Annotated in this window: 20 protein-coding genes; 15 read left to right on the top strand and 5 right to left on the bottom strand. The window is 60.5% G+C overall.

Annotated elements, in window-relative coordinates:
• Positions 1 to 12: 12 nt before the first annotated feature.
• The 3 genes from PMI27_RS22360 to PMI27_RS22350 form a co-directional block, all read right to left on the bottom strand.
• The gene (locus PMI27_RS22360) at positions 13 to 1,683 is read right to left on the bottom strand and encodes a cation acetate symporter (RefSeq protein ID WP_008146417.1); all 1,671 of its coding nucleotides are present in this window, start codon (positions 1,681 to 1,683) and stop codon (positions 13 to 15) included.
• Positions 1,683 to 2,009 (bottom strand): DUF485 domain-containing protein, encoded by a 327-nt coding sequence (locus PMI27_RS22355; protein ID WP_008146418.1) that lies wholly within the window; start codon positions 2,007 to 2,009, stop codon positions 1,683 to 1,685. The genes PMI27_RS22360 and PMI27_RS22355 overlap by 1 nt, the downstream gene beginning before the upstream one ends.
• Before the next feature lie 127 nt (positions 2,010 to 2,136).
• The gene (locus PMI27_RS22350) at positions 2,137 to 3,759 is read right to left on the bottom strand and encodes an acyl-CoA synthetase (protein ID WP_008146420.1); all 1,623 of its coding nucleotides are present in this window, start codon (positions 3,757 to 3,759) and stop codon (positions 2,137 to 2,139) included.
• A 230-nt stretch (positions 3,760 to 3,989) separates the two neighbouring features.
• Between PMI27_RS22350 and PMI27_RS22345 the strand changes: the two genes are divergently transcribed.
• The 5 genes from PMI27_RS22345 to PMI27_RS22325 all read left to right on the top strand — a co-directional run bounded on the left by PMI27_RS22345 (position 3,990) and on the right by PMI27_RS22325 (position 10,246).
• Complete coding sequence (locus tag PMI27_RS22345) at positions 3,990 to 6,266, top strand: PAS domain-containing sensor histidine kinase (RefSeq protein WP_008146421.1); 2,277 nt, start codon at positions 3,990 to 3,992, stop codon at positions 6,264 to 6,266.
• Between the two features lie 4 nt (positions 6,267 to 6,270).
• Positions 6,271 to 6,906, top strand: coding sequence for a response regulator transcription factor (locus tag PMI27_RS22340; RefSeq protein WP_008146422.1), 636 nt, complete (start codon positions 6,271 to 6,273; stop codon positions 6,904 to 6,906).
• 422 nt (positions 6,907 to 7,328) lie between these two features.
• Positions 7,329 to 8,429, top strand: a complete 1,101-nt coding sequence (locus PMI27_RS22335; RefSeq protein ID WP_008146423.1) for an AI-2E family transporter — start codon at positions 7,329 to 7,331, stop codon at positions 8,427 to 8,429.
• Positions 8,430 to 8,496: 67 nt separating this feature from the next.
• Positions 8,497 to 8,961: a MaoC family dehydratase gene (locus PMI27_RS22330; RefSeq protein ID WP_008146424.1), complete on the top strand. Its 465-nt coding sequence runs from the start codon at positions 8,497 to 8,499 to the stop codon at positions 8,959 to 8,961.
• A 142-nt stretch (positions 8,962 to 9,103) separates the two neighbouring features.
• On the top strand, positions 9,104 to 10,246 hold the full coding sequence (locus PMI27_RS22325) for a patatin-like phospholipase family protein (protein ID WP_150113538.1): 1,143 nt from the start codon (positions 9,104 to 9,106) through the stop codon (positions 10,244 to 10,246).
• A 53-nt stretch (positions 10,247 to 10,299) separates the two neighbouring features.
• Here PMI27_RS22325 and PMI27_RS22320 read toward each other — a convergent pair whose 3' ends face one another.
• Positions 10,300 to 10,947 (bottom strand): MliC family protein, encoded by a 648-nt coding sequence (locus tag PMI27_RS22320; RefSeq protein ID WP_033053296.1) that lies wholly within the window; start codon positions 10,945 to 10,947, stop codon positions 10,300 to 10,302.
• A 328-nt stretch (positions 10,948 to 11,275) separates the two neighbouring features.
• Here PMI27_RS22320 and PMI27_RS31850 point away from each other — a divergent pair, with 328 nt between their 5' ends.
• The 6 genes from PMI27_RS31850 to otnI all read left to right on the top strand — a co-directional run bounded on the left by PMI27_RS31850 (position 11,276) and on the right by otnI (position 17,010).
• Positions 11,276 to 11,443 (top strand): hypothetical protein, encoded by a 168-nt coding sequence (locus PMI27_RS31850; RefSeq protein ID WP_008146427.1) that lies wholly within the window; start codon positions 11,276 to 11,278, stop codon positions 11,441 to 11,443.
• Complete coding sequence (gene ltnD / locus PMI27_RS22315; protein ID WP_008146428.1) at positions 11,436 to 12,341, top strand: L-threonate dehydrogenase; 906 nt, start codon at positions 11,436 to 11,438, stop codon at positions 12,339 to 12,341. The genes PMI27_RS31850 and ltnD overlap by 8 nt, the downstream gene beginning before the upstream one ends.
• 27 nt (positions 12,342 to 12,368) lie before the next feature.
• On the top strand, positions 12,369 to 13,661 hold the full coding sequence (otnK, locus tag PMI27_RS22310; RefSeq protein ID WP_008146429.1) for a 3-oxo-tetronate kinase: 1,293 nt from the start codon (positions 12,369 to 12,371) through the stop codon (positions 13,659 to 13,661).
• Positions 13,658 to 14,296 (top strand): 3-oxo-tetronate 4-phosphate decarboxylase, encoded by a 639-nt coding sequence (gene otnC, locus PMI27_RS22305; RefSeq protein WP_008146430.1) that lies wholly within the window; start codon positions 13,658 to 13,660, stop codon positions 14,294 to 14,296. The genes otnK and otnC overlap by 4 nt, the downstream gene beginning before the upstream one ends.
• A gap of 189 nt (positions 14,297 to 14,485) precedes the next feature.
• Entirely contained in the window at positions 14,486 to 15,946 is a 1,461-nt protein-coding gene (locus PMI27_RS22300) for a GntP family transporter (protein WP_008146431.1), read from the top strand.
• Positions 15,947 to 16,218: 272 nt separating this feature from the next.
• Positions 16,219 to 17,010, top strand: coding sequence for a 2-oxo-tetronate isomerase (gene otnI, locus PMI27_RS22295; protein WP_008157390.1), 792 nt, complete (start codon positions 16,219 to 16,221; stop codon positions 17,008 to 17,010).
• Positions 17,011 to 17,052: 42 nt separating this feature from the next.
• Here otnI and PMI27_RS22290 read toward each other — a convergent pair whose 3' ends face one another.
• Complete coding sequence (locus PMI27_RS22290) at positions 17,053 to 17,874, bottom strand: DeoR/GlpR family DNA-binding transcription regulator (RefSeq protein WP_008157392.1); 822 nt, start codon at positions 17,872 to 17,874, stop codon at positions 17,053 to 17,055.
• A 251-nt stretch (positions 17,875 to 18,125) separates the two neighbouring features.
• On the opposite strand from PMI27_RS22290, the gene nspC reads away from it, so the two are divergent.
• The 4 genes from nspC to PMI27_RS22270 all read left to right on the top strand — a co-directional run bounded on the left by nspC (position 18,126) and on the right by PMI27_RS22270 (position 23,893).
• Positions 18,126 to 19,223 (top strand): carboxynorspermidine decarboxylase, encoded by a 1,098-nt coding sequence (nspC, locus tag PMI27_RS22285; protein ID WP_008157394.1) that lies wholly within the window; start codon positions 18,126 to 18,128, stop codon positions 19,221 to 19,223.
• A gap of 27 nt (positions 19,224 to 19,250) precedes the next feature.
• Complete coding sequence (locus tag PMI27_RS22280; RefSeq protein ID WP_033053096.1) at positions 19,251 to 20,486, top strand: saccharopine dehydrogenase family protein; 1,236 nt, start codon at positions 19,251 to 19,253, stop codon at positions 20,484 to 20,486.
• Positions 20,487 to 20,826: 340 nt separating this feature from the next.
• A complete protein-coding gene (locus tag PMI27_RS22275) occupies positions 20,827 to 22,548 on the top strand; it encodes a type I secretion system permease/ATPase (RefSeq protein ID WP_008157398.1) in 1,722 nt (573 codons plus the stop codon).
• Positions 22,541 to 23,893, top strand: coding sequence for an HlyD family type I secretion periplasmic adaptor subunit (locus PMI27_RS22270; protein ID WP_008157400.1), 1,353 nt, complete (start codon positions 22,541 to 22,543; stop codon positions 23,891 to 23,893). The genes PMI27_RS22275 and PMI27_RS22270 overlap by 8 nt, the downstream gene beginning before the upstream one ends.
• Positions 23,894 to 23,895: the final 2 nt, after the last annotated feature.

Genomic DNA, 23,895 nt, shown 5'->3' on the forward strand with positions numbered 1-23,895 from the left:
GTGCCCTTTCTATCAATGAGCGCAAGCGCTGGCGGCACCGAGGCCGGTCTGGGCGCGAACGAACTGGTCGGCGTAAGCGTCGCGCTCCTTGTCGGCCCGCACGCTGCGGTCGAGTTTCGACACCACGACGATTACGAAGAACGCCAGCGGCATGGAGAACAGCGCGGGGTGGTCGTACGGGAAGATCGCGTGAGCATGGCCGAGCACGGTGACCCAGACGGCTGGCGAGAGGATCACCAGCACCAGCGCACAGATCAGGCCGGCGAAACCGCCGATGATTGCGCCTTTGGTGGTCAAGCCTTTCCAGTACATGGCCATGATCAGCACCGGGAAGTTGGTCGACGCGGCGATGCCGAAGGTCAGGCCCACCAGGAACGCGACGTTCATCTTCTCGAACAGAATGCCCAGCAGAATCGCGATGATGCCCAAGCCGACAGTGGCCATGCGGGTCACGCGCATTTCCTGCTTCTGGCTTGCTTTGCCTTTCTTGAACACCGTGGCGTAGAGGTCATGGGAAATCGCCGAAGCACCAGCCAGGGCCAGCCCGGAGACCACCGCCAGAATGGTGGCGAAGGCGACGGCCGAGAGGAAACCGAAGAACAGGTTGCCACCGACCGCTTTGGCCAGGTGCATGGCGACCATGTTGCCGCCGCCAATCAAGGCGCCGCCGACTTCACCATTAACGTAGTACTGCGGGTCGGTGCCGATGATCACCATCGCGGCAAAGCCCAGGGTGCAGACAACCAGGAAGAAGAAACCGATGAAGCCCGTCGCGTAGAACACCGACTTACGCGCTTCCTTGGCATTCGGCACGGTGAAGAAGCGCATCAGAATGTGCGGCAGACCGGCAATCCCGAACACCAGGCCCAGTGACATCGAAGCGGTGTTGATCGGGTCGGCGAGCATCGAGCCAGGGCCCATGATGTTCCAGCCACTGGCATGGGCTTCGACGGCTTTGGTGGCCAGGGTTTCGTAGCTGAAACCGAATTGCGACATGGCCATGAACGCCAGGGTCGTGCCGCCAGCCAGCAGCAACACAGCCTTGATGATCTGTACCCAAGTGGTGGCGATCATGCCGCCGAAAATCACATACACCAGCATCAGTGCGCCGACGATCACCACGGCTACCGGGTAGTCGAGACCGAAGAGCAATTTGATCAACTGACCGGCGCCGACCATCTGCACGATCAAGTAGCAGCACACCACCGTCAGCGAACCGAAGGCGGCGAAGATCCGCACTTTGTTCTGGTCCAGTCGATAGGACACGATGTCGGCAAAGGTGTAGCGCCCCAGATTGCGCAAGCGCTCGGCCATCAGGAAGGTAATGATCGGCCAGCCGACGAAGAAGCCGATGGTATAGATGAAGCCGTCGTAGCCCTTGGCGAACACCAGGCTGGACAGCCCCAGCAGCGTGGCGGCGGACATGTAGTCGCCGGCAATAGCCAGACCGTTCTGGAATCCGGTGATGCCACCGCCCGCGGTGTAGAAGTCCGACGTGGATTTGGTTTGCCGCGCGGCCCACCAGGTGATGGCCAGCGTGCCCAGCACGAAGACGAAGAACATGCCGATCGCATGCAGGTTCAGCGGTTGTTTTTCCACCGCACCCAGCGCGGGCGCAGCCAGTACAACGGAGGCCGGCAAGAGCCCGGCAGCGGCGAGGAGAAGTTTACGCAGCAGGTTCATTACTTGCTCTCCTCGAGAATGGCGGCGCCCAGTGCATCGAAACGCGTGTTGGCGCTGTAGACGTACCAACCGGTCAGTAGCCAGGAAAAAATGATGATCGCCGCGCCAACCGGCATGCCCAGGGTCAACATCCGATGTTCGGCGAGCGGCGCATGCAGCCACTGCGGGGCAAACGCCACCACCAGCATGAACGCGTAGTAAGTGCCCAGCACCGCAGCACTCAGCGACCAGGCCAGGCGCGAACGGCTGCTCACCAATTGAAGGAATTTCGGGTTGGACCGAATGCGCTCACAGCGTTGGGTATCGGTTGAATGGATGTCGATCATGGGAAGGCTCCACATTGTTTTTGTTATCAGTGTGTGGGGGGGCAGGGCAGCGCCGAATTCGGCGTGCACGAGCCCGAAACGGCAGGTAAAGGCACCTGCCGCTTGACGGGGACAACGTTGGTTCGGGTTAGAGTGCTTTAGCCCTGTCGCGCAAAACGTACTTCTGGATCTTGCCGGTGGAAGTCTTTGGCAGCAGGGTGAAAATCACCGTGCGCGGCACTTTGAAGCCGGCCAGGTGTTCGCGGCAGAAACTGATGATGTCGGCCTCGCGAACGTCCTGGTGATCAGCCTTCAACGTGATAAAGGCGCAGGGCGTTTCGCCCCACTTCTCATCGGGACGGGCGACGACGGCCGCTTCCATGACGGCTGGATGCCGATAGAGCACGCCTTCCAGTTCGATGGTGGAAATGTTCTCGCCACCGGAAATGATGATGTCCTTGAGGCGGTCCTTGATCTCGACGTAACCGTTGGGATGACACACCGCCAGGTCGCCGGTGTGGAACCAGCCGCCTTCGAACGCTTCGGCCGTGGCGGTCGGGTTCTTCAGGTAGCCCTTCATCACGGTGTTGCCGCGCATGAAGATCTCACCGATGGTCTGACCGTCTCGCGGGGTCGGCTCCAGTGTCTTCGAGTCGCCGACCATCACGCCTTCGAGCGTCGGGTAGCGCACGCCCTGACGGGATTTGATTTGCGCCCGTTCGTCCAGCGGCAACTCATCCCATTCGGCATGCCAGGCGCAGAGCGTCACCGGACCATAGGTTTCGGTCAGGCCATAGACGTGGGTGACCTTGATGCCCATTTCTTCCACGGCACCGATCACTTTGGCCGGTGGCGCGGCACCGGCGACCATCGCGTTGACCGGATGATCGATCGCCGCTTTCGCTGATTCCGGCATGTTGACCAAGGCATTGAGCACAATCGGCGCAGCGCACAGATGGGTGACCTGATGCTCGCGGATCAGCGTGAGGATTTTCTGCGGATCGACACGGCGCAAGAACACATGAACACCGGCCATGGCAGTGATGATCCACGGGTAGCACCAACCGTTGCAATGGAACATCGGCAGGGTCCAGAGGTAGACCGGGTGGTTGCCCATGGCCCAGGTCATCTGGTTGCCCAACGAGTTCAGGTAAGCACCGCGATGGTGGTAAACCACGCCTTTGGGGTTGCCGGTGGTGCCTGAGGTGTAGTTCAGCGAGATGGCTTGCCATTCGTTCGCCGGCCACTGCCAGGCGAAAGCCGGGTCGCCTTCGGCCAACAGCGCTTCATAGTCCAGATCGCTGACCGCCTGGCCTTCGCCGTATTCCGGATCATTGACGTCGATCACCAGCGGCGGGTGATCGAGCATGCCGATCGCCGCGTGAATCACATCATGGAACTCGCGGTCGGTAATCAGCACCTTGGCTTCGCCATGTTGCAGCATGAAGGCGATGGCTTCGGCATCCAGGCGCACGTTGAGCGGGTTGAGCACCGCGCCGATCATCGGCACGCCGAAGTGCACTTCAAGCATCTCGGGAATGTTGGGCAGCATTACCGCCACCGTGTCGTTCTTGCCGATGCCGCGACCGGCCAGCGCCGAAGCCAGACGGCGGCAGCGGGTGTAGGTCTGCGCCCAGGTGCGGCGAATTGAGCCATGGATGACGGCGGGGTAGTCCGGATAAACGCTGGCGGTGCGCTCGATGAAGCTGAGCGGAGACAAGGCAATATGATTGACAGCCGCAGGGCCTAGCCCTTGTTCATAGATCGACATGTACGGGTACTCGGTGGCTGATTGTTAGCTCTATAGATGTCCTTGCAGCGTCGCCGCTGAGGGCACCTTTTATGTCCGGCTTGCTTTATATAACATTCAGCCTCTGATATGGAAGTACAACCTACGTCATATAGGATATGTACTATATTTGATTCTTGCGGATCTAAATCAATACAGTCATACCACCAAGGCCGGTATATCCTTGGCCTCCCCAACGAAGCGGACCTGTGATGACCCTGACCCCCGTTCGATTGCACAGCTGGTTGCGCCTGCAGCGCGAGGGTGTGTCTCTGGCCGCCCGGGCCGATGCGTTGTGCCGTGCGCTGCAGGATTGCCCCGAGGTGCGCCGGGCGGTTTATCTGAGTTGGCAAACCAATGCGCGGATTTACAGCCACGAGGGCGCCGCCCAGCATTTTCCACCGGGGCTGGGCGACCCTTCGCTGGCCAGTGATCAGCGGCTGTTCGATCGACTGGTCGAGGCGGGGCGGCTGGATCTGGCGCAAGTGCGTCAACTCGATTGCTGGTTGGCCGGGCGACTGCGCCGGGCCGCTATCAGCCATGGCCAGGTGTTTGATCTGGCCTTGCAACCGGGGCAGCCGGGGTTGCTGCTGGTGGAAGTGTGCGAGGGCGTGAGTCTTGATTGGCTGGGTTGGGTGCAGGATTTGCTGACGACCTTGCTGAGCAGCGTCAACGGTATGCTGCGCGGCTCACCGCTGTTGGGCCACGATCCGCAACCGAGTCTGTTGCTCGATGCGCAAGGCCGACCGCTGGAGTTCAACGCGGCGCTGTTGGCACTACTCGCCGAAAAGCCGCTGACTGATGTGTTGGGCTTTTTGCCGGTCAATCACCGGGTGCTGGTACGCGCCTGCCTGGACCAGCAACGCGCCATCGACGGGGTCGAAGCGCAGTTCGAAGCGCAGATCCTGATCTGGACGTTTATCCCCGATCCCCAGGACAACCGCGTGCTCGCCCGTTGCCGCGATGCCACGGCACAAGTGCTGGCCGAGCGTGAAGCGGCCACGGCACGCCGGTTGTACCGGCTGATCATCGAAAACACCACCGACCTGATTTCCCGACACACACCGGACGGACGCTTTCTGGATGCCTCGCCCGCGTCCTGGACATTGCTCGGCTACTGGCCGGAAGAGTTGCGCGGGCAAATGGCCCAGGGTTTGTTCCATGGTCAGGACCTGGCCAGCCTGGTGCAGCGCGCGCGGGATGCCCTGGAGCAGGACGGTTATCACACGATGACCTATCGCATACGCCATCGCGACGGGCATTACCTGTGGTTCGAAACCGCGAGCCGGGCGATTCGTGAAACCTACACCGGGGCGGTGGTTGAAGTGGTTAGCGTCTCCCGGGACATTACCGCCCGGGTGCAAGCCGAGGAGAACAAGCGGCGCCTGGCGGAGGTGGTTGAAGCCAACACCGATCCGGTGTTGTTCATCGACCCCGAGGGGCAAGTCACTTACTTCAATCCAGCGGCGCGGCGCATTCTCGGGATCGACGAGCAACAACCGATGCCGGCCCTGGCGCAATTGTTCGCCAGCGGCGACCTGGCACGTCTGCAGCGCGATGGCTGGAGCAGCGCCGAGCGCGACGGTGTCTGGAGCACCGATGCGCGATTGCAACCACCGGGTGGCGGCACTTCAGTGCCGGTGTCGCTGGTGCTGCTGGCGCACCGTTCGGCCGGCGGCGAACGCTATTACTCGTTGGTGGCGCGGGACATGACCGAGCGTGAACTGCGTGAGGTGCAACAGCGCCGCCATCAGGACGAACTGGCCCACACAGCGCGGTTGGTCACCCTGGGTGAATTGGCCTCGGGCATCGCTCACGAAATCAACCAGCCGCTGGCGGCGGTGGTCAATTACGCGAATGCCAGCCAGCGCTATTTACAGACGCTGGATTCCAATCCCCAGGCTGCCGCCCGAGTGGCGCAAGGACTGGAACGCATTACCTATCACGCCACGCATGCTTCAGAAGTGATCAGGCGTTTACGGGCGTTTCTGCGCAAGGGACAACGCCGGATGCAAGCCCTGAATTTCACCGACGTCGCCCGCGAGGCCGTGCGTTTATGTGCCTGGGAAGCGAGCAATTGCCAAGTGACAATCGAGGATCGCCTGCCGGATAATCTGCCGCCGATTTATGCCGACCGGGTGCTGCTGGAGCAGGTCCTGCTCAATCTGTTGCGCAATGCCATCGATGCCAACCGCGAACAACATCCTGGGCAACCTTCACTGATCGTGATGACTGCGGAGCAGGGCGGTGGTGCAACCGTGGAAATCAGTGTGCAAGACCAGGGACCTGGCGTCAGCGAGCCGGAACTGGAGCAGATATTTACCCCGTTCTATACCAGCAAGGCCGATGGCCTGGGACTTGGCTTGTCCATGAGCCGCAGCATCATCGAAGGTTTCGGTGGCGAATTGCAGGCCCGACGCCAACCTGTCGGGCTGCTGATGTGCTGCCGCTTGCCGCTGGCCGGCCCAACAAAACAACAACAGGAATAACGTAATGGCAGGTGTGACGGAGCACGTGGTGTATGTGGTTGACGACGATCAAGGCATGCTCGACTCAACGGTCTGGTTATTGGAATCGGTAGGGCTCAAGGCCTTGCCGTTTACCAGTGGGGTGGAGTTTCTCAATGCGTGTGATGCCACGCTCGATGCCTGCGTGTTGCTCGATGTTCGCATGCCCGGCATGGGCGGGTTGAACGTGCAGGAAGAAATGCGCGCACGTGAGCTGAACCTGCCGATCATTTTCGTCAGCGGGCACGCGGACGTGCCAATCGTGGTTCGCGCCTTCAAGGCGGGCGCCCATGACTTCATCGAGAAACCCTATAACGAGCAATTGCTGCTGGACAGCGTGCAACAGGCGCTCAGCAATTGCGCGGCAAACCGCTCAGGCAATCAGGGCCACGAAGCCTTGCAGGCCCGCTTGCTGACATTGACCCCACGGGAGCGCGATGTCTTGCTGCCGCTGGTCCAGGGTTACACCACCCGTGAGATCGCTGAACAACTGGGCGTGAGCGCAAAAACCGTCGACCTGTATCGCTCTCGGGTGATGAAACGCATGCAGGCCAATACCTTGCCGGACCTGGTGGGCATGGCCATCGCCGCTGAACTGGTCGATCCGCTGAAGCTGCGGTGATTTGCGCAGGGGTAACAGGGGGGGGGGCAGATGAATCCACCCCTCACCCTAACCCTCCCGAAACGTCGGACCGCCCCAGAGGGTAGAGGGGACTGACCGAGTTGTTCTTAGAGTTACATCGACCTGAAAGCCCGAGTCGAACTCAGGTATAGAAGCACGTGGAGATCTGCCCCCTTTCCCCCTCTCCCCACTGGGGCGGTCCGACGTTTCGGGAGGGCTGGGGTGAGGGGTGGATCCTGAGCCGAACACGGAATCCAGGTTCACCCGATCCCAAGCTTCGCTTGCTCCACCCCCAACGCGTCCTCCCAATCCCAAATCCATCCAACCACTTATCCATCACCGCCATCCTCGTGTTGTCCATTGAGCGTCTATGCTGGGCTTACCGATCCCATCCCTCTGCAGCGATCTGCAAGGAGGCAGCAATGGTGCCCACATCCAGCTCCGAGAAGGCGTTCACTCGCAGTCTGCTCGATGTTTTGATCCGTGCCGGGTTGATTGCCGTACTGGTGCTGTTCTGCTTTGAGATTTTCAGTCCGTTCCGCGACCTCATGCTGTGGTCGCTGATCCTGGCGATCACTCTTTATCCATTGCAAGAGCGGCTCAAGGGGCCGCTGGGGCAGAAAGACGGCCGTATTGCGACGCTGATTGTGCTGGTCGCTATCGTTGTGCTCATGGTGCCGATCTATCTGTTGGTCACCTCGATTGCCGATTCGGTCGAGCACGCCATGACCACCATCAGGGACGGCAACTTCCATATTCCGCCACCCGCCGATTCAGTCGCTGACTGGCCGTTAGTGGGCAAGCGTCTCTCTGCTATATGGCTGCAGGCCTCCACCGATCTTCCCGACCTGACAGCGAAGTACCTGCCGCAGATAAAACATTTCAGCGTGAGTTTCCTGGCCAAACTGGCCGGCGTCGGCATGGGGTTCCTCACTTTTATCTTTGCATTGATCATCGCCGGCATTTTCATGGCCTATGGCGAGAGCGGCAGGCGCAGTGCGATACAGATCGCTTCACGCGTCAGCGATCCGGGCAAGGGGCCGAAAATCGCCGACCTGTGTACCGCGACGATCCGGGCAGTCGCGCTGGGGGTGGTCGGCATCGCCTTCATCCAGATGCTGCTGGTCGGCATCGGATTCGTGCTCAAGGGTGTCCCCGGTGCCGGATTGCTTGCGCTGGCCGTATTGCTGCTGGGCATCATGCAATTACCGGCGACCCTGATTACCCTGCCGGTGATTGCCTACGTGTTCGCCACCGAAGGGGCCAGCACGGCGACCATCATCTTCGCCATCTATGTGTTCGTTGCCGGCCTGGTCGATAACGTGCTCAAGCCTTTGCTGCTGGGGCGCGGTGTCGATGTGCCGATGCCGGTGGTGCTGATCGGAGCCTTGGGCGGCATGGTCACCAGCGGTATCCTCGGGCTGTTCATCGGCCCGGTGGTGCTTGCGGTCGGCTATCAGTTGTTCTGGCAATGGGTGGAGGATCAGCCGCAGAACAGACCGGACGTCCCGCCGACGTTATGACTGCCCGGGCTTGCGCTAGCATGAAAGATGTTCAGGCCACTCGGCTACGCCTAGAGAGGGTTGAATCATGACCATTCACTCCTGGGAAAAACTCTACCTCGATGACCTGAGCCTGGGTCAGCAGTTCGAAAGCGACAGCCTGCGTGTCCATCGGGCGTCGATGCTGGCCTTTGCTCAGGAGTTCGACCCGCAACCGTTTCACCTCGATCCTGAAGCCGCTGAGCTGAGCCTGTTCCGTGGTCTGGCGGCCAGCGGCTGGAACACCGCAGCCCTGACCATGAAACTGCTGGTGGAAAGCGTGCCGTTGGCAGACGGGATCATAGGCCTGAGCATTGAGTTGAGCTGGCCGACGCCAACCTACCCGGACGATCTGTTGCGTCTGCAATGCACCGTGCAGGCCATCGATCCATCCAGCTCCAAACCAGATCGGGGTGTGGTGACCCTGTTCATGGAAACACTCAATCAAAACGACAAGGTCGTGCAGCGAGCCACCGGCAAACTGCTGGTCTTCAGAAGACCGGCGCCTGATTGAGAAAGTAGTCATGGGTGTGGGGAGCGTGCGTGATCGGCAAGGCGTCTTGCCGTTACATTGAGCGCGCTCTTTGTCGATTGCAGGGGCCGGAGGCGGCGTTTTGAAAACATTCCTGCTCAGACCTAGCGCCTCAACGCTGAACATGTTGCGTCAAGCCTGCCTACAACGCCGTGATGCAGTGCCGCCAACGTTAACCGAAAAAGCGCTCATCCCTGGCATTCCAGATGCCCGCTACTGGCTGGATCAGGATCTGACGCCGTTCATTCGGGATGTGAGTCAGGCCAACCTTCGAGAAGCCGAGACGCTCGCCAGCGCAGGGATGCCCAATGACACCCTGCCGCTGGCCAGCATGTTGGCCGTTTCAGGGGGCGGCGATGCAGGCACCTTCGCAGGGGGCATCATTGCGGGCTGGACCCTGCATGGGTCTCGTCCCGTGTTCAAAGTCGTCACCGGCATTAGCGCTGGCGCCCTGGTCGCCCCGTTTGCCTACCTGGGGCCCCAGTACGACGGGGTCATTCTGGGTATCTGCAATGCAGTCGGTCCAAAAGACATATTCCATTCGCGCAATGTGCTGACCCGTCTTGCCAGCGACGGTATCGCGCACAGCAAGCCTCTGTCGCGGCTGATTGCGCAGCACGTCACTGAAGAGGTGCTTGCGGCGATCGCGGCGGAATACGCCAAAGGACGTCTTCTGATGATCGGCACCACCGACCTTGATTCAGGACGCCCGGTCACCTGGAACATGGGCGCTATTGCCTCAAGCCAGGCACCGGGCGCGCTCGACCTGTTTCGCAACATCATGATCGCGTCGATGAGTATTCCCGGCGCCGTCTCACCCGTCATGATCGATGTGGAGGTAGACGGTCAACAGTTTCAGGAAATGCACGTGGACGGAGGCGTCCTGACTCAGGTGTTCCTTTACCCACCCGGCACCGTGATGGCGCTGAACCGCGTGACCGGGGCGCGTTTGCGTGATGAACGGCATTTCTATGTCATTCGCAATGGCAAACTGGAGCTGCAATGGTCCGGAACCAAGCGTCGCACCTTGAGCATCGGCGGTCGCGCCATCAGCGCATTGATCCAGACCCAGGGGATCAGCGATCTGGATCGAATTTACCGAATTGCACAGCAGGATGGCGCGGACTTCAATCTGGCGTACATCGGCTCCGACTTTGATATTTCCCGCAATCACAGATTTGATGGCGAGTACATGAAGCGCTTGTTCGAATACGCCTTTGAACTCAGCGCGAAAGGCTATCCGTGGCATAAATCGCCGAGTACGTGAGAGAGGGCCGGCGCACTGCCTACCCGAAGTATCCCGGACTTGCACCAGAGAAATCAGCTGACCGGCTCGGCGGTACAGCTCATCGCCCCTGAACCTGGCTTCTGGAAAATCACCCCGTTGCCGTCTTGCCAGAAGCGGTAGTTCCCCAGGGAATCCTTGCCGGTGTATTGGGTTCCCGAATCACTCGGCACCTGGTTCAGGGTGATCGAGGTGTTCGCCCATTTCAGGTACACGACACCTGGCTGCGAGTTAAAGAACGTGGCGGAAATCAGTGCGTTAAACCCGGTACAACGAAAAGCCAGGGGGCCTTCGGTGAGCCTGTCTGGATCCTTGGTTCTCACAATGGCCGAGCCTTGGCGGAGCTGGTACGCGCGCTCGGCATAACTTCGGATCGTGCACGCCTTGGGCTCAGACGTGGACGCACACTGATTACGGGAGTCGATCCAGAACTGCTGGTCGATCAAGACTTTGTCTGGCCGCGGTACTGAACGTTCATCCGTGAGCGCCAGACGATAAAGACGCGTCAGTTCGATATCCATCTGCGCCAGTTGCGAGTCGCGACAGATAAGTTTTTCCACGGATGCCCTTGCCGTGGCGCAGTCGAAGCTGGTCTTGAACGACGCAGCATTTGCGCAGGTGCTCGTCGCCGCGCAAACGCTGGCAGCGAGCAGACAGGTGAAAAGGCTCGTGACCGTTTTCATGTTGGCTTCACCCAGATCATTACGTGATCCCCGGATCGCCATGGAACCTATCGATCTGTTGGACATTCATTCGTTCGCATTGGGTGTATCGCAGTGTAAGTCAGTGCTCAAAACTTGCCACACCGCCGGGCGCAGAAACGCATGCCTTGTAGCCGCTGGCGAAGCCTGCGTCCGGCTCTACAGATCACGTAAGGGATTACCGAGGATCCGTAGGGCATGTTAAAAAATGTTAGATTAAAAAAATACTTCACATAATCCGATCATTGGTAGATGATCTCCATCAGCCGGTATGACAACCTGATAACACGACAAAAACAGGATTGCCTTGATGTTCGATGAGATCCCGACTCATGTGCTCAATGACAGCGCCCCTCGGCGGATTTATCCGCTCGGCGCTGTTCCTGTCTACCGCAGCCCTCTCTACAACGCGGCCAATGTCTGCGCCTTGCAGGCGCGCAAGCAGTCGCTGCTTTCCTCTGGAGTACCCCATGAATAACAAGAATGTCGGTGTGGTCGGTCTGGGCGCGATGGGCCTGGGCATTGCTCGCTCGTTGTTGCGCAGCGGTTTCAATGTGCATGCCTGTGATGTGCGAGCTGCTGTGACTGAACAGTTTGCCGGGGAGGGCGGTGTGGCTTGCGCTTCGCCGTCGCACATGGCCGCTGAGTGTGACGTGATAGTGACCGTGGTGGTCAACGCCGAGCAGACCGAAACCGTACTGTTTGGTGAGGGTGGTGCCGTGGCCGCACTGCGGCCGGGCAGTCTGGTGATTGGCTGTGCCACCGTAGCCCCGACTTACGCGGTGGATCTGGGCCAGCGCTTGGCCGCGTTGGGCCTGCTGTATCTGGATGCACCGATTTCCGGTGGCGCCGCCAAGGCGGCCGCTGGCGAGATGACCATGATGACCTCGGGGCCGGCCGACGCCTATACCAAGGCTGAGTCGATCCTGGCGGGCATGGCCGGCAAGGTGTATCGCCTGGGTGACGTTCATGGCCTGGGGTCGAAGGTCAAAATCATCAACCAGCTCCTCGCCGGGGTGCACATCGCCGCTTCTGCCGAAGCCATGGCGCTGGGCCTGCGTGAAGGGGTCGATGCCGATGCACTCTATGAGGTGATCACCCATAGCGCCGGTAATTCCTGGATGTTCGAAAACCGCGTACCGCACATTCTCAAGGCTGACTACACGCCGTTGTCCGCGGTGGATATTTTCGTCAAGGACCTGGGCCTGGTGCTGGATACCGCCCGGGCGAGCAAATTCCCGCTGCCGCTGTCGGCCACCGCTCACCAGATGTTCATGCAGGCGTCCAGTGCCGGCTTCGGTCGTGAAGACGACTCAGCAGTAATCAAGATTTTCCCGGGCATCGAATTGCCGACTGCCAAGCCCCAGTCCGTTTGAAGCCCGAGCCCGTTTGAGGAACACCCCATGACTACCTCCACCGCACGCCCGCTGCTGGGCTGCATCGCCGACGATTTCACCGGTGCCACGGACCTTGCCAACATGCTGGTGCGCGGCGGAATGCGTACCGTGCAAAGCATCGGTATTCCGAGCGCAGACGTCGCCGCCGGGCTTGATGCCGATGCGATCGTCATTGCCCTGAAGTCGCGCACCATTCCTGTCGCCGACGCGGTCGAACAGTCCCTCGCCGCACTGGCCTGGCTGCGCGAGCAAGGCTGCGAGCAGATCTTCTTCAAATACTGCTCGACGTTCGACTCCACCGCGGCCGGCAATATCGGCCAGGTCAGCGAAGCGCTGCTGGCGGCGCTGGGCAGCGACTTCACCCTGGCCTGTCCGGCGTTCCCGGAAAATGGCCGGACAATCTTTCGCGGCCACTTGTTTGTGCAGGATCAACTGCTCAGCGAGTCGGGCATGCAGCATCACCCGCTGACGCCAATGACCGATGCCAATCTGGTTCGGGTGCTGCAATCGCAGACCGGCCTGAATGTCGGTCTGTTGCGCTACGACACCATTGCCCGTGGCACCGAGCAGGTGCGTGCGCGAATTGCAGAGTTGAGGGCTGAAGGTGTCGGCATAGCCATCGCTGATGCCTTGTCGGACAACGATCTGTACACCCTCGGCGCCGCCTGTGCCGATCTGCCGTTGTTGACAGGTGGTTCGGGGCTGGCCCTGGGTTTGCCGGAAAACTTCCGTCGCGCCGGCAAGCTGCGCGACCTCGATGCCTCGAAGCTTCCGGCGGTGTTCGGCGGGGAAGTGGTGTTGGCCGGCAGTGCTTCGATCGCCACCAATGGACAAGTGGCCGCCTGGCTCGAAGCCGGTCGGCCGGCCTTGCGGATTGATCCGTTGGCCTTGGCGGCGGGTGAACCGGTGGTGGCGCAAGCCCTGACCTTCGCCCGTGATAACAAACAAACTGTATTGATCTACGCCACCAGTTCACCGGATGAGGTCAAGTCGGTGCAACAGCAACTGGGTGTCGAGCAGGCTGGAAGCCTGGTGGAAAATGCCTTTGGCGAAATTGCCCAAGGTCTGCGCCAGAGCGGCGTGCGCCGTTTCGTGATCGCTGGCGGAGAAACCTCGGGCGCGGTGGTTCAGGCGTTGGGTGTACAGCTGCTGCAGATCGGCGCGCAGATCGATCCGGGTGTGCCGGCGACTGTCAGCAGTACTGACGAACCGTTGGCGCTGGCACTTAAGTCGGGCAACTTCGGTGGTCGCGACTTCTTCAGCAAAGCCTTGAACCAACTCGCGGGAGGTGCTCAGTGAGTAACGAAAACGCCCTGCGCGAAGAAATCTGCGAGGTTGGCCATAGCCTTTACCAGCGCGGTTACACCGTCGGCAGCGCCGGCAATATCAGCGCGCGCCTGGATGACGGCTGGTTGATCACACCGACCGATGTCTGCCTCGGGCGCCTCGATCCGGCGACCATCGCCAAGGTCAACCTGGCCGGCGAATGGGTGTCCGGTGACAAGCCTTCAAAGACTCTGGCGCTGCACCGCCAGGTCTACGACCGCAATCCGAGTGTTGGCGGCGTGGTGCATACCCATTCCACTCATCTGGTGGCGTTGACGCTGGCCGGTGTCTGGCAGGCAGACGACATTCTGCCGCCGCTGACGCCGTACCAGGTGATGAAAGTCGGGCACATTCCGTTGATTGGCTACCAGCGACCCGGTTCGCCGAAGGTAGCCGAGCAAGTCGCGCAGCTGGCCAATAGTGTTCGCGGCGTGATGCTTGAACGGCTTGGGCCGGTGGTCTGGGAAAGTTCGGTCTCCAGGGCCAGTTACGCCCTGGAGGAGCTTGAGGAAACTGCGCGGCTCTGGCTGATGAGCCATCCCAAACCGGAACCTCTCGACCAGGCGGCTTTGGACGAGTTGCGAGAGACCTTCGGCGCGACCTGGTAAAGCGCTGGCTTAACGCGACAAATCGATACAGCAGGCCCTGTACATGAGGCGCGCAGCGACTCTCGACAGACCCGGCTTGCCTGAAAAAACAATAACAACAGGAAATCCAAGCATGACTCACCTTCACGGCGGCATTTTCAGATTCAGTGGCAGAACCGTTTCGTTTACCCGGCGTGGAGGGATTCTGAAATGAGCCCGTTAATCCTGCTGGTTACCGCGGGGGTGGGCATCGCGCTGTTGTTGTTCCTGGTGCTCAAGTACAAGTTCCAGCCCTTCGTGGCCTTGATGATGGTGAGTATTCTGGTGGCGCTGGTGGCTGGGGTAAAACCGGCCGATCTGGTGGCGACCATCGAAGGCGGCATGGGCAAGACCCTGGGTCATATCGCGATCATCATTGCCTTGGGCGCGATGATCGGGAGGATCATCGAACTCTCCGGTGGTGCCGAGGCGCTGGCCAAGACCCTGATCACTCGTTTCGGCAACCGGCGTACACCGCTGGCGCTGACGATTGCCGGGTTCATGGTCGGGGTGCCGGTGTTCTTCGAGGTCGGCGTGATCATCCTGATGCCGCTGGCCTATGGCATTGCGCGCAGTGCGCGTAAGCCGCTGTTGGTCTTCGCGTTGCCGATGTGCGCGGCCTTGTTGACCGTACACGCCTTTCTGCCACCACACCCGGGCGCCGTGGCCGCTGCCAGTCAGTTGGGCGCGGACCTGGGCCGCGTGCTGATGTTCGGTCTGCCGATCACCGCGTTCCTTTGCTATGTCGGCTACCGCGTGGCCGGGCGCATGACCCGTCGGGTGTACCCGATGACCGACGATATTCGTGCCGAGGTCTATGGCCCGCATGTCACCAACGAGGATCTGGCCGCCTGGTCCAATGGCAACGACAAGAGCACTGAACGAGCGGCTGTGGCTGTGTCGCACATGGGCCTGGAAGAGTCCACCAGCAGCATCGTTTCCAAGTTGCCGCCGGCACCGCCGCCAGGGTTTGGTTTGATCGTCAGCCTGATCCTGCTCCCCATCATTCTGATTCTGCTGGGAACGCTGTCCACTTCGTTGCTGCCTGCCGAATCGACCCTGCGCGGCATCATGACCGTGCTCGGCGCGCCGCTGGTGGCGTTGCTGATCGACACGTTGCTGTGTGCCTGGTTGCTGGGTTCGCGTCGGGGCTGGAGCCGTACTCAAGTGTCTGATGTGATCGGCTCGGCCTTGCCCGGTGTGGCCATGGTGATCCTGATTGCCGGCGCCGGCGGGGTGTTTGGCAAGGTGCTGGTGGATACCGGAATCGGCGCCGTGGTCTCCGATATGCTGCGCACCACCGGTCTGCCGGTGCTGGCGCTGGGCTTTCTGCTGACCCTGCTGTTGCGCGCGGTGCAGGGCTCGACGACGGTGGCGCTGGTGACCACTGCCGGCATCATCAGCCCGCTGATTGCGACCCTCAATCTCACTGCGAATCACATGGCGCTGCTGTGCCTGGCCATGGGCGGTGGCGGGTTGGCCATGTCCCATATCAATGACGCCGGTTACTGGATCTTCACCAAGTTGTCCGGACTGAACGTGGCCGACGGCTTGCGCACCTGGACGGTGTTGACCACCTTGCTCGGCACCTTGGGTTTCTGTATTACCCTGCTGATCTGGCCGTTTGTTTAACGAACTCGACCTGTAGGAGCACGGCTTGCCTGCGATGGCGTTCTTGAGATCGCCATCGCGAGCAAGCTCGGCTCCTACAAAGAGCGTTGTTGACCTGTAGGAGCACGGCTTGCCGGCGATGGCGTCTTTGAGATCGCCATCGCGAGCAAGCTCGGCTCCTACAAAGAGCGTTGTTGACCTGTAGGAGCACGGCTTGCCGGCGATGGCGTCTTTGAGATCGCCATCGCTAGCAAGCTCGGCTCCTACAAAAAAAGCCATCCATAGGAGTTACCATGCCTCGTTTCGCTGCCAACCTCAGCATGCTCTACCCGGAACATGCGTTTCTGGATCGCTTCGCCGCCGCGGCCGCCGATGGTTTCGAAGCGGTGGAGTATCTGTTCCCCTACGACTACAGCGCTGAAGAACTCAAACAACGCTTGAGTGATAACGGCCTGGTGCAGGCTCTGTTCAACGCGCCGCCCGGTGATTGGGCGGCGGGCGAGCGGGGCACAGTGTCGTTGCCGGGCCGTGAGCGTGAATTTCGTAGCGGTTTTGATCGCGCCCTGGAGTACGCCGGCGTGCTGGGTAACTCGCGAATCCATGTCATGGCCGGCCTGCTGCCTTCCGAGAGTGATCGGGCACGGCATCACGCCATTTATCTGGAAAACCTCGCCTATGCCACCGCCCAAGCAGCGAAGGCAGGTGTCACGGTGTTGCTCGAGCCGATCAATACACGAGACATGCCGGGGTTTTTCCTCAACCGCCAGGACCAGGCCCAGGCCATCTGCAAGGAAGTAGGCGCCAGTAACCTGAAGGTTCAGTTCGACTGTTATCACTGCCAAATCGTCGAGGGCGACCTGGCCACCAAACTGCGTCGGGACTTCGATGGCATCGGCCATATCCAGATCGCTGGCGTGCCGGACCGGCATGAACCGGACCTGGGAGAGGTCAACTATCCCTATCTGTTCGAGTTGATCGACCAGTTGGGTTATGACGGCTGGGTAGGGTGCGAATATCGGCCGCGTGGCAACACATCTGCCGGCTTGCAGTGGTTGCGGGACTGGAAGGCGCGCCAAGCGCAATAGTGAAGGGGCGACGGGCTCTGCTGGATGCGCGAGCCCGTCGTTTCAGGCCCGGGAATGGTCAGACGGCAGCAACAATTCGACTCCCTGCTTGCGAATGCCATCGGCCGCGGCCGCGGTCAGTGCATCGTCGCTGAGGATAATGTCGAACTGCTCTAGCCCGGCAATCTTGTACATGCTGAAGGTGCCGTATTTCGAACTGCTGGCCACCAGCACCACTTGCGAGGCCGATTGCATCGCGGCTTGTTTCACCTCCACCTTCAGCGCCGAAGGCGTGGTAAGGCCGCGACGCAAATCCCATGAGCTGGTCGATATGAACGCGATGTCGGTGACGACCTGGCGCAAGGTGGCAACCGCCAGACTACCGACGCACGATTGATTGGAGTGATCCAGCTGCCCGCCGGTATGAATCACCGTGACATGGGGAGCTTCGATCAGCGCCTGGACAACGCCGAAGTCATTGGTCACCACAGTCATGCCGGACAGCGCCTTGATGTAAGGGACGATTTCCAGCGTACTGGTTCCCGCATCCAGGTAAATCGTCATATCGGCATGCAGTAGCCGGGCGGCAAGCTTGGCCATGGCCTGCTTCTGCGGCAACTCGACCACCGCCTTGAGCTGATGGCTGGGCTCACTATGGAGCTGGCTGGCGATCCGCACCCCACCCGTTACCGAATAGGCACGACCTTCCTGCTCCAGCAGCGCGATATCGCGACGTATGGTCATGTGCGAACAGTCGAACATTTCCATCAACTGATGAACACTCAGCACCTGATGCTTGCGCAACTGTCGCAGCATCAGTTCACGGCGCTGTTCAGGAATCATCGGTGCGCCGCTGTCGGCGGCGATGTCCTTTTGAGTAGGCATTCGGGCTCCAGATCAAGGAAAGCTGACGGTAAAGCTAACGGTCAAACATAGTAGCGAATCTGTAGCCGGATCAGTAGCGTGGCGATGTTACGGGGCCTGCGGACAAAGGCCGTCACTCAGGCTTGTTTGCAGCCTGGGACTTAAATTGAGCCGCGTTTCACGTGGAGAGCGCTTCCTGCTCTTTCGATATGTAGCCAGTGAAGGCACAATGCGCATCCTTTTTTGGCTGGCCTTGCCGGAGGCGCCTCGAAATGATCAAAACGCCGTACTACCTCATCGATAAACAAAAGCTGCTGGCGAACATGCAGAAGATCGCTTACGTACGCGAACAGTCCGGGGCCAAGGCCCTGCTGGCACTCAAGTGCTTCGCCACCTGGTCGGTGTTCGACCTGATGCAGCAATACATGGACGGCACCACGTCGTCGTCGCTTTACGAGCTAAAGCTCGGTCGACAGAAGTTCGCTGGCGAGACCCATGCCTACAGCGTGGCCTGGGCCGACGACGAGATCGAGGAGATGCTCGAAAACTGCGACAAGATCATCTTCAACTCCATCGGTCAGTTGCAGCGCTACACCGAGGCTTCGGCCGGCAAGGTGCGCGGTCTGCGGGTCAATCCGCAGGTGAGCAGCTCGGATTATCTGCTGGCCGACCCTGCGCGACCGTTCAGCCGCCTGGGCGAGTGGGACCCGGTGAAGATCGAGCAGGTCATCGAGCAGATCTCTGGCTTCATGTTCCACAACAACTGCGAAAACGGTGATTTCGGCCTGTTCGACCAGATGCTGTGCACCATTGAAGAGCGTTTCGGCGACTTGCTGCACAAGGTCGAGTGGGTCAGCCTCGGTGGCGGTATCCATTTCACGGGTGAAGGCTACGCGCTGGACGAGTTCTGCGCGCGCCTCAAGGCCTTCTCGCAAAAATACGGCGTGCAGGTCTACCTGGAACCGGGCGAAGCGGCCATCACACAGAGCGCGTCGCTGGAAGTCACCGTGCTCGACACCCTCTACAACGGCAAGCACCTGGCGGTTGTGGACAGCTCCATCGAAGCGCATATGCTCGATCTGCTGATCTATCGCCTGAATGCCAAGCTGGCGCCTAGCGAGGGCGAGCACACGTACATGGTGTGCGGCAAATCCTGCCTGGCCGGCGACATTTTCGGTGAGTATCAATTTGATCGTCCGCTGGCTATCGGGGATCGGCTGTCGTTCATCGACGCAGCGGGTTACACCATGGTCAAGAAGAACTGGTTCAACGGCCTGAAAATGCCGTCCATCGTAGTGAAACAACTCGACGGTACAGTCGAGGTGGTTCGTGAGTTCGGTTACAACGACTACATGTCCAGCCTTTCGTAAGCTGGCAGAGAAGGAGAGAGAGAAAAATTGAAGAAGAACGTGCTTATCATTGGTGCAGGAGGTGTCGCCAAGGTGGTGGCCCACAAGTGCGCGCAGCACAACGATGAACTCGGTCGTATTGCTATCGCGTCGCGCAACATCTCCAAGTGCCAGGCCATCATCGACAGCGTCAAGGCCAAGGGCAGCCTCAAAGTGCCCGCCGACATCCAGGCCTTCTCGCTGAACGCACTGGATGTCGAAGCGACCAAGGCGCTGATCCGCGAAACCGGATCGCAGATCGTCATCAACGTCGGTTCCGCGTTCCTCAACATGTCGGTGCTGCGCGCCTGCATCGATACCGGCGTGGCCTATCTGGACACCGCCATTCACGAAGAACCGGGCAAAGTCTGCGAGACGCCGCCCTGGTATGGCAACTACGAGTGGAACCACCTCGAAGAGTGCAAAGAGAAGAACATTACCGCCATTCTCGGCGTGGGCTTCGACCCGGGTGTGGTCAATGCCTATGCAGCACTGGCGCAACAACAGTATTTCGACCGCATTGATTCGATCGACATTCTCGACGTCAACGCCGGTTCCCATGGCAAGTATTTCGCCACCAATTTCGACCCGGAAATCAACTTCCGCGAATTCACCGGACAAGTGTGGAGCTGGCAGAACAGTCAGTGGACCAGCAACACGATGTTCGAAGTCAAACGCACCGACGACCTGCCGGTCGTCGGCGCGCAGAACCTGTACCTGACCGGCCACGATGAAGTGCACTCGCTGTCGAAGAACCTCGACGTGCCCAACGTGCGTTTCTGGATGAGCTTCGGCGAACACTACATCAATGTGTTCACCGTACTCAGGAACCTTGGCCTGCTCTCCGAGCAACCGGTCAAGACCGCCGAAGGCCTGGAAGTCGTGCCGCTGAAAGTGGTCAAGGCTGTGCTGCCTGATCCGAGCTCGCTGGCGCCCGGCTACACCGGCAAGACCTGCATCGGCGATCTGGTCAAGGGCACCAAGGATGGCCAGCCGCGCGAAGTGTTCATCTACAACGTGGCTGATCATGAAGACGCTTACGCGGAAACTGACAGCCAGGGCATTTCCTATACCGCAGGCGTGCCGCCCGTGGCCGCTGCCTTGCTGGTCGCCCGTGGCGAGTGGGACGTGCAGCGCATGGCCAACGTCGAGGAGCTTGCGGCCGAGCCGTTCCTCAAGGCGCTGGATGTGATGGGCCTGCCGACCCGCATCAAGGACGAGAATGGAGACCGTCCGTGGAGCTGAAACGCTTGAGGCTCGCGACTTACAGTTGAACCGAGTTTCCCGCTCCATACGCAAAACGCCGCTCTTTGAGCGGCGTTTTTGTTTGTGCGTAATGGGCCCATCATTTTGGACGGCAGTGGGAATGCAACATCCCCGCCCGTCACCCACTTGCAAACCCAGCCCGTCGAACCGGCACTAACCCGTGGTTGCGCGGTCAGTAAATGGCGCCTGGAGCGACGAGGATCGTCTCTGATAGCGGCACATCAGGCTGCGTTTAGTGTTTTCTCCAAAGCCTTAGGGCAAAAAAAACCAGCGATGGATTGCGTCTTGGACCGACTATTTCTTTTGCGGGCGACACTCTATGGGTTTGCTTCTCGATCCGCGTCATGACATTGATGCCGCTTTATTAAGCTATCGCCGGGTGTTCTGGTCGCTGGCGCTGTTCAGTGGGGTGATCAACCTGCTGGTGCTGGTGCCGTCGCTCTACATGATGCAGGTGTACGACCGGGTCCTCACCAGCCGCAACGAAACCACCTTGTTCATGCTCACCTTGATCGCCCTGGGACTGTTCATGTTCAGCGCCCTGATCGAGTGGGTACGCGGCGAGGTGATGATTCGCATGAGCGCGGGGCTGGACGATGCCTTGGGCGAGCGGATTTTCGACGCTGCCTTCGCCCGCAGCCTGCGCGAGCACAACGCCAACCCGGCGCAGGTGCTCACCGACCTGGCGACGCTGCGGCAGTTGATCACCGGCCAGGGTCTGATCGCCTTGCTCGATGCGCCGTGGTTGCCAATCTTCCTGCTGGTGGCGTTCATCTTTCATCCCTGGTTCGGCGTGCTGACGCTGGTTCTGGCCCTGGTGCTGATCGGTCTGGCGCTGTGGGGCGAGTTGGCGACTCGCACGCGTTTGGGCGAAGCCAATCGCCTGGGCGTGCAGTCGTCGATCTATGTAAACAGCACGTTGCACAATGCCGAAGTCATCCAGGCCTTGGGCATGCTCGGGCCATTGCGCCAGCGTTGGAGCCTGCTGCAGCAACGCATCATTGCTGCCCAGGCCCATGCCAGCGACCGCGGTGCGCGTATCACTTCGATGACCCGTTTCGTGCGCATCTCCGGACAGTCTCTGGCCCTGGGCCTGGGGGCGTTGCTGGTGCTTGAAGGCCAATTGTCGGCGGGCATGATGATTGCGATGTCGCTGCTGCTGGGGCGTGCGCTGGCGCCCGTGGAAATCGCCATTGGCTCGTGGAAGCAATTCAACGCCGGCCGCCAGAGCTACCAGCGCCTGAGCCAACTGCTGGCCGAGCATCCGCGCGAGCGCCTGCGCATGCCTTTGCCACCGCCCACCGGCGCAGTGCGTTTGGAGCAGTTGTATGTAGGCCCGCCCGGCGCCTCGCAACCGATCCTGCGTGGCATCCATTTCAGCCTGGCCAAAGGTGATGTGCTCGCCGTCGTCGGCCCCAGCGCCAGTGGTAAATCAACGCTGGCCAGGGCGATGGTCGGGGTATGGCCAGCCTTGGGCGGGTCGGTGCGCCTGGACGACGCCGAGATCAGTCAATGGTCCCACGACGCCCTGGGCCCGCACCTTGGATACCTGCCGCAGGACATCGAACTGTTCGACGGCAGTGTGGCCGACAACATTGCCCGCTTCGGCGAGCAGGACGCCGACAAGATAATCGCAGCCGGGCGTCACGCCGGCATTCACGAGATGATCCTGAGGTTCCCCAAGGGTTACGACACACCTCTGGGCCCCGGCGGGCTTGGCTTGTCCGGTGGGCAAAAGCAACGCCTCGGCCTGGCTCGTGCACTCTATGGGCGCCCGTCGCTGATTGTGCTCGATGAGCCCAATTCCAACCTTGATGAAGCCGGAGAGCTGGCACTGGTGCAGGCCATCAGTGCGATCAAGGCTGCTGGCAGCACCGTGGTGCTGATTACCCACCGGCCTAATGTGCTGGCAGTGGTCGATTACATCCTGGTGCTCAAGGACGGCACTCAACAAGCATTCGGTTCACGAGACCAGGTGCTCAAGGCATTGATGACGGGGCCAAGACCGGCCGCGGTCAAGGAGACTGGCGAAGATGCATGATCTGACCCCTGAGCAGAGGCTGAGCGTGCGCGGCGCCACAACATTGCCCTGCGCCAGTACCGACGCCGGGGGAGCGGCACGCTATGGTGTCGGTTTCCTGGTCCTGACGCTGGGCGGTTTCCTGCTCTGGGCCTGCCTGGCTCCGCTCGACCAGGGTGTCGTGGGCAGCGGCACCGTGGTGGTGGCGGGCGAACGTAAGGCTGTGCAGTCGTTGGTCGGTGGGGTGGTGGAAAAGCTGCTGGTCAGCGATGGCGACCGCGTCACCCAGGGACAGTTGCTGGTGCAGCTCAATACGGTGCAGGCGCAGTCGCAACGGGACGTGACCCTGGGCAAGTTGCTCAACGATCGCAGCGTTGAAGCGCGGTTGATTGCCGAGCGCCTGGGCTCAACCGAGATCCAATGGCCCGCTGAACTGCTGGAACATGCCGATGAGCCGCGGGTCAAGGCCGCCATGGCCTTGCAGAGCCAGTTGTTTCTGACTCGCCGCGCAGAGCTGGGCAGCCGCTTGCAGATCATCGAACACGAAGCCGCGGCGTTGCAGCAGCAATTGCGCGGCTACGAAGGCGTCAAGCGCAACTACGACGCGCAGATGCGCTTCCAGCAGCAGGAGCTGGAAGGCCTGCGTGATTTGGCCCGTGAAGGCTACGTTCCGCGCAATAAACTTTTCGAGGCCGAGCGCAACGCAGCCCAATTGGCCGGGCAGATTGCCTCCGGGGTGGGCGATGTCGGCAGGACCCGCCAGGCGATCAACGAAAGCCGCCTCAAGGCCTTGCAGGCGCAGCAGGAATTTCGCCGCGATGCCGAAACCCAGCTCAGCGAGGTCTCTGCCGAGGCGGCGGGTTATGCCGATCAGATTCGTGCCTTGCAGTTTGAAGTCGACAACGGCGCGATCCGTGCGCCGGTGTCCGGGCAGGTCATGGACGTGAGCCTTCATACGGTCGGGGGCGTTGCGCAGGCCGGCCAAACCCTGATGCAGGTGGTGCCGCTGGATGCGCCGATGGCGATTACCGCGCGTTTCGAGCCGCTGATGGCCAATAAGTTGCGCCCGGGTCTGCCGGTGCATGTGCATTTCACCGCGCTGCAACGGGTGGATACGCCGACGGTCACCGGCACGGTGACTACGGTGTCGGCGGACCAGTTGATCAATGAACAGACGCACCAGCCGTACTTTTCCGCCAAGGTCGAAATTCCCGCCGACACCGTCGCCTCGCTCCAGGCCGCCGGCCTGCTGGTGCGCCCCGGCATGCTCGCCGATGTCACGGTGGTGACGGGGGAACGCACCTTGATGAATTACCTGATGAAACCTTTGCGTGAACGCTTGCTTGCAGCCTTCAAAGAGGAATGAGC

The sequence above is a fragment of the Pseudomonas sp. GM41(2012) genome (assembly GCF_000282315.2).
In the GTDB taxonomy this organism is placed as follows: domain Bacteria; phylum Pseudomonadota; class Gammaproteobacteria; order Pseudomonadales; family Pseudomonadaceae; genus Aquipseudomonas.